Source organism: Amycolatopsis sp. Hca4 (assembly GCF_013364075.1).
Taxonomy (GTDB): Bacteria; Actinomycetota; Actinomycetes; order Mycobacteriales; family Pseudonocardiaceae; genus Amycolatopsis.
Genome location: NZ_CP054925.1, coordinates 7,478,047 through 7,491,524, shown reverse-complemented (window position 1 = coordinate 7,491,524; position 13,478 = coordinate 7,478,047). Strand labels below are relative to the sequence as shown.

Annotated in this window: 9 protein-coding genes and 1 pseudogene; 6 read left to right on the top strand and 4 right to left on the bottom strand. The window is 73.5% G+C overall.

Features of this window, described 5'->3' with window-relative positions; genetic code table 11:
• The first annotated feature begins 92 nt into the window (after window positions 1-92).
• The 5 genes and pseudogenes from HUT10_RS33885 to HUT10_RS33865 form a co-directional block, all read left to right on the top strand.
• On the top strand, window positions 93-1,550 hold the full coding sequence (locus HUT10_RS33885) for a collagen binding domain-containing protein (protein ID WP_176174911.1): 1,458 nt from the start codon (window positions 93-95) through the stop codon (window positions 1,548-1,550).
• A gap of 4 nt (window positions 1,551-1,554) precedes the next feature.
• Window positions 1,555-2,361: a class F sortase gene (locus HUT10_RS33880; protein WP_176174910.1), complete on the top strand. Its 807-nt coding sequence runs from the start codon at window positions 1,555-1,557 to the stop codon at window positions 2,359-2,361.
• A gap of 101 nt (window positions 2,362-2,462) precedes the next feature.
• Complete coding sequence (locus HUT10_RS33875) at window positions 2,463-4,457, top strand: SDR family oxidoreductase (RefSeq protein WP_176174909.1); 1,995 nt, start codon at window positions 2,463-2,465, stop codon at window positions 4,455-4,457.
• Between the two features lie 105 nt (window positions 4,458-4,562).
• Window positions 4,563-5,711 carry a cell division protein DivIVA gene (locus HUT10_RS33870; RefSeq protein ID WP_176174908.1) on the top strand — a complete coding sequence of 383 codons (1,149 nt, stop codon included), beginning with the start codon at window positions 4,563-4,565 and terminating at the stop codon, window positions 5,709-5,711.
• Window positions 5,712-6,068: 357 nt separating this feature from the next.
• Window positions 6,069-7,235: pseudogene (locus tag HUT10_RS33865) on the top strand (IS110 family transposase); the annotation flags it as partial.
• A gap of 180 nt (window positions 7,236-7,415) precedes the next feature.
• Here the strand turns inward: HUT10_RS33865 and HUT10_RS33860 are convergent.
• From HUT10_RS33860 to HUT10_RS33845, 4 genes are read right to left on the bottom strand one after another with little or no spacing between them, the layout of a single operon-like run.
• Window positions 7,416-8,741, bottom strand: a complete 1,326-nt coding sequence (locus tag HUT10_RS33860) for an amidase family protein (protein ID WP_176174907.1) — start codon at window positions 8,739-8,741, stop codon at window positions 7,416-7,418.
• A gap of 47 nt (window positions 8,742-8,788) precedes the next feature.
• On the bottom strand, window positions 8,789-9,391 hold the full coding sequence (locus HUT10_RS33855) for a response regulator transcription factor (protein WP_176174906.1): 603 nt from the start codon (window positions 9,389-9,391) through the stop codon (window positions 8,789-8,791).
• A gap of 46 nt (window positions 9,392-9,437) precedes the next feature.
• The gene (locus tag HUT10_RS33850; protein ID WP_176174905.1) at window positions 9,438-9,683 is read right to left on the bottom strand and encodes a WXG100 family type VII secretion target; all 246 of its coding nucleotides are present in this window, start codon (window positions 9,681-9,683) and stop codon (window positions 9,438-9,440) included.
• Window positions 9,680-9,925, bottom strand: a complete 246-nt coding sequence (locus HUT10_RS33845; RefSeq protein ID WP_176174904.1) for a WXG100 family type VII secretion target — start codon at window positions 9,923-9,925, stop codon at window positions 9,680-9,682. Before HUT10_RS33845 ends, HUT10_RS33850 begins: the two co-directional genes overlap by 4 nt.
• Window positions 9,926-10,098: 173 nt before the next feature.
• Between HUT10_RS33845 and HUT10_RS33840 the strand changes: the two genes are divergently transcribed.
• Window positions 10,099-13,356, top strand: coding sequence for a BTAD domain-containing putative transcriptional regulator (locus tag HUT10_RS33840; RefSeq protein ID WP_176174903.1), 3,258 nt, complete (start codon window positions 10,099-10,101; stop codon window positions 13,354-13,356).
• The last annotated feature ends 122 nt before the right edge of the window (window positions 13,357-13,478 follow it).

The following is a 13,478-nucleotide window of genomic DNA, read 5'->3' as shown; positions in this document are numbered from 1 at the left end:
TTCACCGAACGCGCGTCGGGGATTTGATCAGTCGTGTGACCTGCAGATACGCGGAGCCGCTGCCGAGCGTGGCGACGAAGGAGCATTGACACATGGGGTGGTCAGCACGCCCACGCGCGGGTGTTCGCGCGCTCACCGGCCTCGTCGCCGCGGCCCTGCTCGGCACGCTGTCGGCGACCGCCGGCGCGCCCGCCGCCTCGGCCGCGAGCCAGGAGGGCATCGGGCACGACGTCGGCGGCCAGGCGGGCTTCGGCACGGTCTGGCTCGGTTCGTACCTCGTCGGCGGCCAGCAGGTGTTCTGCGTGAGCTTCCTGCTCAAGGCACCGGACACCGACGAGCAGTATAAGCCCGGCGACGAACTGCTCACGAAGTGGGGCACGAAGCTCCCGGCCGACCAGGCCGCGAACATCTCGTACCTGCTGCTGCGCTACGGCGACACCAAGAACGCGGACGAGGCGACCGCGCTCGCGCACCTGCTGCACTCGTGGACCGCGGCGCCGCGCACGCCGGACGACCTCAAGGCGGGCCTCCCCAAGGACAAGGTCGCCTACGACGCGCCGGGGCACCTGGCCGAGATGCGCAAGAACTTCGCGGCCGCGGCCGACGCCGTCGACCGGCTGAAGACGGAGGCCGAAGCCAACCGCGGCCCGTGGACCGCCTCGATGACCACGCCGAAGGGCGACCAGCACCTCGGCGAGGCGGCCGAGTGGACCGCCACCGTGAAGAACGCGCAGGGCAAGGGCATCCCGGACGTCCCGGTGAAGCTGACGGCGACCGACGCCACCCTCGGCGACGGGAAAGCCGACGCCGCCAAGGGCAACGCGAGCCCGCAGTCGGCGGCGAAGGACGTCACGCTGAAGACCGGCGCCGACGGCACCGTGACCGTGAAGCTGACCCCGACCGGCGAGAAGCCGAAGCTGGTGGCCTCGCTGACCGCACCCGCGGACCGGCCCTACGTCCGGCTGCCGGTCGACACCGGCGTGCAGCGGGTGGTCTCCACCGGCGGCGAGAAGGAGCTGACCGCGCAGGGCGTGGTCAACGTGGCCAAGCCCGGCAAGGTCCAGGTGACCAAGACGGACGCGAACACCGGCAACGGCGTCGGCGGCGCCGTCCTGCGGATCACCGGCAAGGACCGGACGTCGGCCGCGCTCGGCCAGGACGGCAAGCCGCTCGTCGGCGCGGACGGCAAGCCGGCGGTCGTCACCACCGACGGCAAGACCGGCGGCGTGACGGTCGAGAACCTCCGCGCGCCGCAGGAGATCTGCGTCGTCGAGGCGAGCCCGCCGCCGGGCTACACGAACGCCTTCGACCCGAACAACCCGCCGTCGGCGTGCGGCACCGTGCAGCCGGGCGAGACGCTCGCGCTGACCGTGTCGAACAAGCCGAACGAGGTCCCGCGCGCGATCCCGGCAGGCGACCAGCCGGTCGCGCAGGCCCGCGGGGTCGTCGAGACGAGCTGGTCCGTGCCGGGCCTGGCCGGGTTCGGCCTGCTCGTGCTGCTGACGGCGGGGCTGATCGGCGTCGCCGCACGGCGGGCGTCCCGGCGGTAACGGCGTGGGGGACCGCTGGCAGGGCGAGGACTGGTTCGTCGACGAGTGGCACCGGGGCACCGGCTGGGCCGCCCCCGACGACGAGCCGCCCCGCGACGAGTGGGATCCGCCCGCGCGGAAGCCCGGCCGGGGCCGGCTGCTGATCGGCTTCGTGCTCGGCGCGGCCACGGTGCTCGCGGTGCAGTTCGGCGTCCCCGTGCTGAAGGCGCCGCCGGTGTCCGTCGTGGCCGGCACGGCGCTGCCCGCCGCGGGTGCGGCGGGAGCCGCGGCCGCGGTGCCGTCGCCATCCCCGGCGGCCACCGCCGCCACGACTCCGGCCGCGCCCGCCGCGCAGACGCCGTCGTCGGCCGCGCCGCCGCCGTCCCCGCCACCGCAGCCGCGGGGCACCGTCCGGCTGCCCGCCGGCGGGACGGCGACGCTGGTCCGCACGGACCTCGGGCCCGGCGGCGAGCTGCCGGTGCCCACCGACCTCGGGCAGGCGACGTGGTGGGGTGCGTCACTCGACGCGGCGAGCGGGGCGAGCGTGTTCGCCGGCCACGTGAACTGGCGGGGCGCGACCGGGCCGTTCGCCGAGCTGTGGACGGCCAGGATCGGCACCGACGTGACCATTGTGGACAGTGCGGGCCGGACGTGGCGGTACCGGATCTCGCAGCTGGTCACGGTGCACAAGAGCGACCTGCCGGCCCGCGCGGACGCCCTGTTCGGCCCGTCCGGCCCGCACCGCGTGGTGCTGGTGACGTGCGGGGGCCGCTGGGTCGGCGGATCGGACGGCTACGAGGAGAACCGCGTCGTCATCGCGGACCCGAGCTAAGTTACTCGTGGGTAACATCACGTTTCGGCACGGTGGTCCTGGGCAGCGCCATGCAGCAGAATGCCCAGGGTCAGGGCGGTGCGGCGAGAGGTGTGAGTGAGATGGCGACGTTCTTGGTGACCGGGGCGACCGGACTGATCGGGCGTCACTTCACCCGGTTGCTGCTCTCCCGCCCCGACGACGACCGGGTCGCGCTCGTGGTGCGCGCGTCCTCGCGGGCCAAGCTGGCCGCGCTGGTCGACCAGTGGCCGCACTCCGACCGCGTCACGCTCGTGACCGGGGACCTCGGCGAGCCGCTGCTCGGCGTGTCCGAAGCGGACCGCGAGCAGCTGCGCGGCAGCGTCGACCACATCGTGCACCTCGCCGCGCTCTACGACCTCACCGCCGACGACGAAGCCAGCATCAAGGCCAATGTGGACGGTACGCGGGCCGTCGTCGACCTCGCCGCGGACCTGCGCGCCGGCTGCCTGCACCACGTCTCGTCGGTCGCCGTCGCGGGCGACCACGAAGGCGTGTTCACCGAGGAGATGTTCGACGCCGGGCAGCGGCTGGTGACGCCGTACCACCGGACGAAGTTCGAAGCCGAGAAGATCGTCCGCGAGCAGACCGAGGTGCCGTGGCGGGTGTACCGGCCTGCCGTCGTCGTCGGGCACTCCGAGACCGGCGAAATGGACAAGATCGACGGCCCGTACTACCTCTTCCCGGCGATCAACCGGCTCGCCGGGCTGCCGGACGTGCTGCCGATCGTCGGCCCCGACCTGGGTGACACGAACATCGTGCCGGTCGACTACGTCGCCAAGGCGCTGCTGGAGCTGGTGGTCAAGCCGGGGCTGGACGGGCACGCCTTCCACCTGGTCAACCCGGAGCCGCAGCCGGTCGTCTCGGTGTACAACGCCTTCGCGCGGGCCGCGGGCGCGCCGACGATCACCGTGCAGCTGGGCGAGGGCCTCTCGAAGCGGATCGTCGGGCTGGTCAAGCTGACCGAGCACATCCCCGGCGTCACCATCGCGCGCGACGCGGTGATGGAGCGGTTCGGCATCCCGCCGGTGCTGCTGGACACGATGGCGTTCCCGTCGGTGTTCTCCTCGGCCGAGACGCGCAAGGCGCTGGCCGGCACCGTCGAGGTCCCGCGGCTCGAGGAGTACGCGCCGACGCTGTGGCGCTACTGGCGCGAGCACCTCGACCCGTTCCGCGCGCGCAAGCACGGCCCGCGCGGCGAGCTGGACGGCCGCCGCGTGATCATCACCGGCGCGTCGTCGGGCATCGGCCGCGCGACCGCGCTGAAGGTGGCGGCCGCGGGCGGCGTCCCGCTGCTCGTCGCGCGCCGCCGGCACGAGCTGGAGGAGGTCCGCGACGAGATCGTGGCCGCCGGCGGCACGGCGTCGGTGTACCCGGCCGACCTGACCGACGAGGACTCGGTGCACAAGGCCGTCGACGCGATGCTGGCCGAGCACGGCCGGATCGACATGCTGGTCAACAACGCCGGCCGGTCGATCCGCCGGTCGATCAAGCTGTCGTACGACCGGATGCACGACTACGAGCGCGCGATGGCGATCAACTACTTCGGCGCGGTCCGGCTGATCCTCGCGGTGCTGCCGCACATGTCGGAGCGGAAGTTCGGGCACATCGTGAACGTGTCGTCGATCGGCGTCCAGGGCATCGCGCCGCGCTTCTCGGCGTACGCGGCGTCGAAGGCGGCGCTGGACTACTTCTCGCGCATCGCGGCGACCGAGACCCACGGCGACGGGATCACCTTCACCACCATCCACATGCCGCTGGTGCGCACGCCGATGATCCGGCCGACGAAGATCTACGACGCGTTCCCGACGAAGTCGCCGGAGCAGGCGGCGGACATGGTGATGAAGGCGCTCGTCGAGCGGCCGAAGCACATCGGCACCCCGGCGGGGCAGGCGATCGGGCTGGCCTACACGCTCACGCCGGGCCTGACCGACGCGATCGCGTACCAGGGTTACCGGATCTTCCCGGATTCGACCGCGGCGGGCGGTTCGGGCGAACTCAAGATCGGACGTGGCGAGAAACACCTGTCCCGTGCGGCGATGACGCTGGCCCGGCTTTCGCGCGGGTTCCACTGGTAACTGAGCGTTTCTCGGGTGCGGCCGTTCCGGCGACACCGCGACACGTGTTGGTGATTCGTGAAGCCGGAGGGCGGAGGCGGCGGGTGCCCGGGTACGGTCGGGCCCATGGTTCCTGAGCGCGACCCCGCCGCAACCGCCCTCAACGGCCTCCTCCCCCTCCGTCGTGAGTACACCCAGGCTTGGCACGGTTTCGACCGCAACGAGGTGCGGCAGTACCTCGACCACATCGAAGCCCAGCTGCGCCGGGTCCTCAGCGAACGCGACGCCGCCGCCGCGCAGGCCGCCGCCGCGACCCGCGAGGCCGAGACCGTGCGGCAGCAGGTCGCGGCGCTGGAAGCGCGCATCGAAGAGCTGAAGAAGCCGCCGGAGCGGCTCGAGGACCTCGACGAGCGCATGCAGCGCACGGTGACGCTCGCGCAGGCCCGCGCCGACGAGATCATCAAGCGCGCCGAGGTGGCCGCGGAGAAGACGTGGGCGTCCTCGACGGAGGCGTCGACGAAGCTGCGCGAGCGGTACTCGAAGCTGGTCGCGGAGCTGGACAAGCAGGCCGACCTGCTGCACTCCGAGCACGAGAACGCGCTGGCGGAGACGCGCGCCGAGGTCCAGCGGCTGACGATCGAGGCGGCCCAGCGGCGCGAGCTGCTGGACAACGAGGCCGAGCGCAAGCGCCGGAAGCTGGAGCGCGAGTTCGAGGCGTCCCAGGCGGCCCAGAAGGCGGCGCTGGAGAAGCACATCGCGGACCAGCGCACGGCGAGCAAGAACCAGGCGGAGCGCCGGATCGCCGAGGCGACGGCGGAGGCCAAGCGCCGTCTCGACGAGGCGACGGCCGAGGCCAAGCGCCGTCTCGACGAGGCGACCACCCAGGCGGCCCAGCGCACGACGGCGGCCAACCGCAAGGTCGAGCGGCTGGCCGAGATCCGGGAGCAGGCGCGCAAGAGCCTGGCGCTGGCCGAGGACATCCTCAACCGCAGCGAGACGCAGCTGGCGACGCTGCCGGAGGAGGCGGTGATCCCGCAGGCATCGAAGCTGGTCGGCGGCGACGCGGAGTCGGCGACCACGCCGTCGGCGCCGGTCGTGCCGGTGGTGCAGCCGTCGATCCCGAAGTCGGCTCCGAAACCCGCGCCGAAGCCGGCCCCGCAGGCCGCCAAGCCGGCGAACTCGAACGGCCCGGCAACCAAGCCGGCGAACGGCAACGGCGCGAACGGCAACGCGGCGAAGCCGCTCTCGCCGACGGGGAGCAAGCCGGGCGCCTGAGCCACCGAACATCCGTGAAGGCCGCGTTGCGGGACTCCTGGGTCCCCGGCGCGGCCTTCATCGTGTGAGGAGCCTCCAGCCGAGCGCGCGCTGCGAAGCCCACAACCCGCGCGCGCGTGGAGGGCCCCGTTACCTTTTTCCTGGCTCCCGACCAGGGAGTTGTGGTCACCAGGCCTGGCATGACTTGCGCCCCCAGGCGAACCCATGCTCCGGGGGGGTGGAGTCACCGGGCCTGGTGGCATCGACCGACCGCTGATAGGGACACGGCCACCGCCAGGTAGGTCTCGTCGTAACGTGGGTGCCGGCGCTCGATGCCTGACCGGATGACCACGAGGCGGCGAACGAACGGCAAGGTGGATGAGCAGCACTTTCAGCGTGTTCCTCGGCCTGGACGTCGGCAAGGACAACCACCACGCCGTCGGCCTCGACCCCGACGGCAAGCGACTGCATGACGGGCCTCTGCCCAACACCGAATCCAAGCTGAAAGCCCTGTTCGACAAGCTCGCCGCGCACGGACCACTGCTGGTCGTGGTCGACCAACCCGCCACGATCGGGGGCGTTGCCGGTCGCGGTCGCCCGCGCCGCCGGGCACCAGGTCGCCTACCTGCCCGGGCTGGCGATGCGCCGCATCGCCGACCTCTACCCCGGCCGCGCCAAAACCGACGCCCGCGACGCATTCGTCATCGCCGACGCCGCCCGCTCCCTGCCCCACACCCTGCACCCGGTCGACGTCGGCGACGACGCCCTGGCCGAACTGGAGGTGCTGATCGGGTTCGACGACGACCTCGCCGGCGAAGCCACCCGCATCAGCAACCGCAACCGCGGCCTGCTCACCGGCATCCACCCCGCTCTGGAGCAGGCCATCCGACCACGGATCAGCCACCCGGCGGTGCTGGAAATCCTCTCCCGCTGCGGCGGACCGACCGGCATCGCCAAAGCCGGCCGCCGCAAACTCACCGCCATCGCCAAGGTCCACGCGCCCCGCCTCGGCGACAAACTGGTCGAGGCGATCATGGCCGCCCTCGCCGAGCAGACGGTCACCGTCCCGGGCACCGCCGCTGCGGACACGGTCTTGCCGCGGTTGGCCGACAGCTTGAAAGCGGTTCTCCTGCAGCGGAAGCAGGTTGCTGAGCAGGTCGAGGGGATACTTGATGCGCACCCTCTTGCCGGGGTCCTGACTTCGATGCCCGGCATCGGGGTCAGGACCGCCGCCCGCATCCTGCTCGAGGTCGGCGACGCCTCCAATTTTGCATCCTCGGCGCATCTGGCTGCCTACGCCAGCATCGCGCCGGTCACCCGCAGCTCCGGCACCAGCATCAAGGGGGAGCACCCCGCCCGGACCGGCAACCGGCAGCTGAAACGGGCGTTCTTCCTCGCCGCCTTCGCTGCCCTGTCGGATCCGACCAGCCGGGCCTACTAGGACCGCAAACGCGCCGAGGGCAAGAAGCACAACGCCGCCCTCTCTGCCTGGCCCGCCGCCGCTGCGACGTCCTCTACGCGATGCTCCGCAACGGCACCCCTTATCGCCAACCCGCTCCGCCGCGGCTTGACAACCACATAGGGACACCCCCGGTTTTTACGCTACCGGCAGGCACCGACAGTTTCCGGCGCCCGGGAGCAGCGCGCTTTCAGTTGTGCACAGCAGTGCGGGCGCCTTCCGCGGCCGTGCCCCGGAGATCGAACCGCTGCTGGCCGGCCGAGGTCTCAGTTGCGGGCCGTGCGGGGCCACGGGTTCGCCGCTTCCAGCTGGGCCGCCAAGCCCAGCAGCAGCGATTCCCCACCCGGCCGAGCCACCAGCTGCACCGAAGTCGGCAACCCGGACACCACCGAACGACCCGCCGGGACCGTGATCGCCGGATAGCCCGCGAAGTTCCACTGACCGGTGAAGCCCGCCAGCCGCGTCGACGGCAGGACGTTCGCCAGCCACCCCCGCTCGTGCCAGCGCCCGGCCTTGACCGGCCAGTGCGACAGCGTCGGCGTCAGCAGCACCTCGTGCGACGCGAAGAACTCCTCCGCCCGTTCCACCCACCGATCGCGCGTCCGCGGGCGGAGCAGCCCGGCCCGCTCGACCAGGCGCCCCGCTCGGACGTGCGCGCGCGTGCGGCGCTGCAGTCGCGAGGCGTCGAATTCGCGGGCCTGGACCGCCGGGCCCGCGAGCCAGCGGGCCGTCATGCCCAGGACCATCGTCGCCGGGTAGCGGGGTGCGGCCGGGTCGATTGCGTGGCCCGCCGCCGCCAGGTGGCCCGCCGCCGTCGAGACCGCCGCCACCAGCTCCTTCGGGACCGGGGTGCGCAGCAGCGGCACCGTCGTCGTCATGCCGATGCGGACCGGGGACGGCGGAGCCACCGAAGCCAGCGAAGGCGCGTCGGCCAGCACCGAGAGCAGCAACGCCGTGTCGGCGACCGTCGTGGCCAGCGGGCCGTGGACCGACATGCCGAACCAGCCGCCCTCCGCCAGCAGGTCCGCGCCCGGCTTCAGCCCCACCAGGCCGCACATCGCCGCCGGGAGGCGGACCGAGCCCATGCCGTCCGAGCCGTGGGCCAGCGGGACCAGCCCGGCCGCCACCGCCGCCGCGCTGCCGCCCGAGGAGCCGCCCGCCGCGTACGTGGGGTCCCAGGGGTTGCGGGCGATGCCGTCCGGGGTGTCGCTCATCGGCCAGATGCACAGCTCCGGCACCCGGGTCAGCCCGACGAGCACCGCGCCCGCCGCGCGCAGCCGGGCCGCGATCACGCCGTCCGCGTCCGCCCGGGTGGCCGGGCCCGCCAGCGAACCGTGCGACGCGTACTCGCCGGCCACCTCCGTGACGTCCTTGACCGCGACCGGCACCCCGGCGAGCGGCAGCGACGCGAGATCCGGCCGCGCGGCGACCTCCGCGGCCTCCTTGAGCGCCTCCTCGGCGCGCACCCGCCGGAAGGCGCCGATGACGCCGTCCGCCGCGGCGATCCGCTCGAGGGCCTCCTCGGTGACCTGGACCGGATCGAGCTGCCCGGCGCGGACGGAGGCCGCGATCTCCACTGCCGTGAGCACCATGATCGGACCCTAGCCCACGGAAAGGTGACAGTGGCAGAGAAAACGTCTCAGATTGCTCCGGCCCGAAGCGCGTAGGCGACGGCGTGGGCGCGGTTGTTCAAGCCGCAGCGCGTCATGAGCCCGTAGAGGACGTTCTTCACGGTCCGCTCCGAGTAGCACAGCTTCGCGGCGATCTCCTCGGTGCCGAAGCCCTCGGCGACCAGCCGCAGCACGTCGCACTCGCGGGCCGCCAGCCCGGACAGCGTGAGCCCGTTCGGCTCCAGGACGTCCTTGCGCATCCGCTGCACCTGCGCCAGCAGCGCGCCCTGCAGCCGCGGCGGCAGGTTGGCCGTGCCGTCACCCGCGGCGAGCACCGCCGTGACCAGCTCGGCGCCCCCGGTTTCGCGGCGCGGCAGGATCGCCACCACACCGCACTCCAGCGCCGCCATCAGGTCGCTTTCGCGGAAGTGCTCGACGACCAGCACGACGTGGGACGCCTTGGCCGCCCGGATCTCGCCGAGGACGCTCTCGGTGACGTGGTCCTCCATCACCAGCAGCACGTCCGGCACGAGGTCCGTCAGCCGGACGTCGGGATGGTTGTCCAGCAGGCTCACCGCGCCGGCGTACGTGATCGGGTCCGAGGCGAGGACGCTCACTTCGACGGGCTTCATGGTGGCAGTGTGGACGGCGCGTCTTCACGCCTTCCCTATTCCGTCTTCACGCCCGTGAAGACAGCTCCCCGAACGCCGCCCGCGCCCGCTCCAGGCACCCGGGCATCCGCCCGGCCGCGCGGGTCCAGTCGCGCTTGGCGCGCCAGTACGCCTCTTGCGCCTCCGGGGACCAGCCCGCCAATTCCGGCTCGACCCGGGCCTCCAGGTCGGCCAGCAGGGCACCGAGGTCGCCGGTGATGGTGCCCATCCGGTCGAGCACCAGGTCGGCGAAGCTGAAGTCGAGGCGGGTCACGGCAGGCGCGGCCGGGGCATCGTGCCGCCGGTCGTCTCCAGCAGCTCCGCCAGCCGCGACAGGATGACGTCGAACTCCTGCTCCCAGTCGCTCATCGCCTGGCCGAACCGCACCGAAGCCTCCCCGCGCCACGACGCCTGCACCGTCGCCATCTCGCTGTTGACGTCACGCAGGCGGGACCGGGCACCATCGAGGGCGGACGCGAAACAGGCGGCGGCCCGCTGCATGTCTTCGGTCGGCATCCGGGGCTCCTCTCCGGCCCCCGAGGGTGACGCACGCAGTGGCGGCGCGGAACCCCGCGCCGGGGGCCCTTGCCCGAATGTCCGCCATCCTTGCCTGCCGGTTCACGACGTCCGCGTATGCTCACGGCAGGCATCCGGCGCGTGACGATTCGTTCACGCACGAAGGGAGACCGATGTCGGCCGCGGACGGCTCCGCACCGAGACTCCAGCTGCTCGGCCCCCTCAAGGCCTGGCAAGGCGAAACGGAGCTGGACCTCGGTTCCGCGCACCGCCGCACGGTCCTCGCCGCGCTGGCGATGCACCCGAACCGCACGGTCTCGCGCGAAGAGCTGATCGACGCCGTCTGGGGCGACGCGCCGCCGCAGAGCGCGCAGGGCTCCATCTACACCTACGTCTCCGGGCTGCGGCGCGCGCTGGAACCCGGCCGGGCCAAGGGTGAAGGCCCGCAGCTGCTCGCGTCGATCGGGTCCGGCTACTCACTGCGCCTGGACGCCGAAGCGATCGACGTCCACCGCTTCGAAGCCTTGCGCGAGCAGGCGCAACGCCAGTACGCCGCCGGTGACCTCCGCGGGGCCCGCGAAGCCTTCGACGAGGCGTTGGCGCTCTGGCACGGCGTCCCGCTGTCCGGCCTGCCCGGGCCGTTCGCCGCCGCCCAGCGGGCCCGGCTCACCGAAGTGCGGCTGGCGACCGTCGAGCGGCGCGCCGAAGTCGTGCTGGACTCGGGCGGGCACACCGAGCTCGTCGCCGAACTGACCGCGCTGACCCGCGAACACCCGTTCCGCGAAACGCTGCGCGGGCTGCTCATGCGGGCCCTGGTCCAGGCCGGGCGGCGGACCGAGGCGATCGCGGTCTACGCCGACGTCCGCGACCGGCTCGTCGAGTCCTCGGGCACCGAACCCGGCCCGGCCCTGCGGCGGCTGCACGACGAACTGCTGGAGAAGCCCGCCCCGGCACCGGAACCGCGGCCGGCGGCGCCGTCCGTCCGGGCCGCGCCGCGGGTGCCGGCCGCGGCGCTGCCGGAGCGGGCGGAGATCTTCGTCGGCCGGGAGGCGGAACTCGACCGGCTGCACGAAGCCGTCGTCGGACTCGGCACCGGGGCGGGCCGGTCGGTGTGGCTGGACGGCGAGCCGGGCAGCGGCCGGACCGCGCTGCTCGCCGAAGTCCTCGCCGCGGCGCGCGACTTCCACCCGGCCTTCGCCGCCGCGGACGCGCTGGACCAGCGGTTCGCCCTGCGGCCGCTGCTCGACGCGCTGGGCGTGCACCCGCGCGCCACCGACCCCCGCCGGGCCGCGCTGGCCGCGCGGCTGGCCGGACAGCCCGGCGAGGACCCCGTCGACGACGTGCTCGGGCTGGTCCGGGAGCTGTGCGCGGAGGCGCCGCTCGTGCTCGTGGTCGACGACCTGCAGTGGGCCGACGACGCGACGCTGCGCGTCTGGCGCTACCTGAGCCGGGAGACGCGCCGGCTGCCGCTGCTGCTCGTCGGGGCGTGCCGGCCGGTACCCCGCCCGGCGGCGCTCGACGACCTGCTCGACAACGATGACATCAGCGTCCTGACGCTGCCGCCGCTGGCCGAGGACGAGACGCACGAGCTGGCCGCCCAGCTGGCAGGCGCGCCACCCGGGCCCGGGCTGCAGCAGCTGGTCTCCTACGGGGCCGGCAACCCCCGCTACGTCCGGGAGATCGTCGAGACGCTGCTCGCGCAGTCGATGATCGTGCTCGACGGCGTCCACGCGCACCTGGACGGCAACTCGTGCCAGACGATCCCGTCGCCGCTCGGTGCGCGGATCACGCAGTTCCTGAGCTTCCTCTCCAGCGGGACCCGCGACACGCTGCGCTGGGCCGCACTGCTGGGCCGCGAGTTCTCCCCGGCCGACATCGCCGTCGCCACCGAGCGGCCCCCGACGGCGCTGGTCGGCGCGGTCGACGAGGCGATCGCGTCCGGGGTGCTCGTCGAATCGGGGGCCCGGCTGGCGTTCCGGCACCCGCTCGTGCGCCGGGTGCTCTACGAAAAGTCGCCCGCCGCGATGCGGGTCGCGCTGCACCGCCAGCTGGCCGAGGCCTTCGCCGCCGCCGGCGCGCCCGCGGAACGCGTCGCCGAGCAGCTCGCGGCCGCGCCCGCGCAGGTGGACCCGTGGGTCACCGGGTGGCTGCTGGAGCACATCGGCACGGTCGCCACCGAGGCCCCGCGGACCGCGGTGGACCTGCTGCGCCACGCCGTCACCCAGGGCACGCTGCCGCCGGACGCGCGGGAGACGCTGACCGCGACGCTGGCGCGGCTGCTGTTCTGGCTCGGCCGGGAGCCCGAAGCCGAGGCCCGCTCGGTGGTCGCGCGCACGTCCGACAGCAGGCGCGCGGCCGAAATGCGCTGGATCCTGGCCTACGTCTACTACCGCCGCGGTGACTTCGCCGAGGCGACCGCCGAGCTGAAGCGGACGCTCGACGACGCCGACGTGCCGGAGATGTGGCGCGGGCGCCACGAGTCGCTGCTGGCCACGCTGGAGAAGCTGGGCGAGGAGACGGCGCTGGCGCCCGCCGGGCTGCACCCGCTCGACGACGCGGCACTGGCCGTGCCGAACCTCGACAGCCTCGACGACGCCGCCGAGCCGCTGGACGCCGCCCGCCGGATCGCCGCGACGCGCGCGGTGCCGGGCGAGATGCACCTGGCCGGCGCGGTGCACTACTACTGGCTGGGCCGCTGGCCGGAGGCACTGGCCGAGCTGGACGCGGTGATCCGCGGCGGCGCCGAGACGGCGTCCTACGTGCTGCGCAGCCCGGGTTCGGCGTTGCTGGTCCACGGCGTCGGCGCGCTGATCGCGGGCCACCGCGGCGAACCGGGCCAGGCCCGCACCCACCTCGACGCGGCCGACCGGCAGCAGTGGCCGCCGGGCCTCGAGCCCGACGGCGGCGACTTCCTGCTTGCGGCCCGTGCCCTGCTGGCCGAGCAGGAGGGCAGGCCGGAGGCGGCGCTGACGGCGTTGCTGCCGCTGCTGGAGGACACCTACCCGCCGGCGGCCCGCCACCAGTGGCTGCCGGACCTGGTCCGCCTCGCGCTGCAGCTCGGCGACCGCGGCCGCCTGCAGGACGCCCTGCGCCTGCTGGAGCCGGCGGGCGACGTCCCGCCCGCCCACGCGGCCGCCGCCGCGCACTGCCGGGGCCTGGCGACCGGGGATCCGCGGCCGGTCCTGACCGCGGCCGGGCACTACCGCGCGGCCGGCCGGGTGCTCAAGCACGCGAAGGCCACCGAGGACGCCGCGATCCTGCTGGCGGAGTCGGGCGAGCTGGCCGAGGCCCGCACGGCGTTCCGGGGCGCGCTGACCGCGTACACCGAGATGGGCGCCGTGTGGGACGTCCGGCGCGCGGAGGCCCGGATGGGGCCGTTCGGCATCCGGCGGGCGCCTTCGGTGCGTTCGCGGGCCGTCGCGGGCGAATGACGGTCTTCGCGAGTTGAACAAGCAACCTTCCGGGGGTTGCCACGTCGGTAAGGTCACCGAATAGTCGGTACCGAGATGTCCCTGGGGGAAGGGGTCTGGGGCGCACGCCCCAGAGGGGACGG

Coding starts and splice junctions, on each gene's coding strand:
- HUT10_RS33855 (WP_176174906.1), bottom strand. CDS start 9,391: ATGAAGCCCGTCGAAGTGAGCGTCCTCGCCTCGGACCCGATCACGTAC.
- HUT10_RS33845 (WP_176174904.1), bottom strand. CDS start 9,925: ATGCCGACCGAAGACATGCAGCGGGCCGCCGCCTGTTTCGCGTCCGCC.
- HUT10_RS33885 (WP_176174911.1), top strand. CDS start 93: ATGGGGTGGTCAGCACGCCCACGCGCGGGTGTTCGCGCGCTCACCGGC.
- HUT10_RS33860 (WP_176174907.1), bottom strand. CDS start 8,741: ATGGTGCTCACGGCAGTGGAGATCGCGGCCTCCGTCCGCGCCGGGCAG.
- HUT10_RS33875 (WP_176174909.1), top strand. CDS start 2,463: ATGGCGACGTTCTTGGTGACCGGGGCGACCGGACTGATCGGGCGTCAC.
- HUT10_RS33870 (WP_176174908.1), top strand. CDS start 4,563: ATGGTTCCTGAGCGCGACCCCGCCGCAACCGCCCTCAACGGCCTCCTC.
- HUT10_RS33840 (WP_176174903.1), top strand. CDS start 10,099: ATGTCGGCCGCGGACGGCTCCGCACCGAGACTCCAGCTGCTCGGCCCC.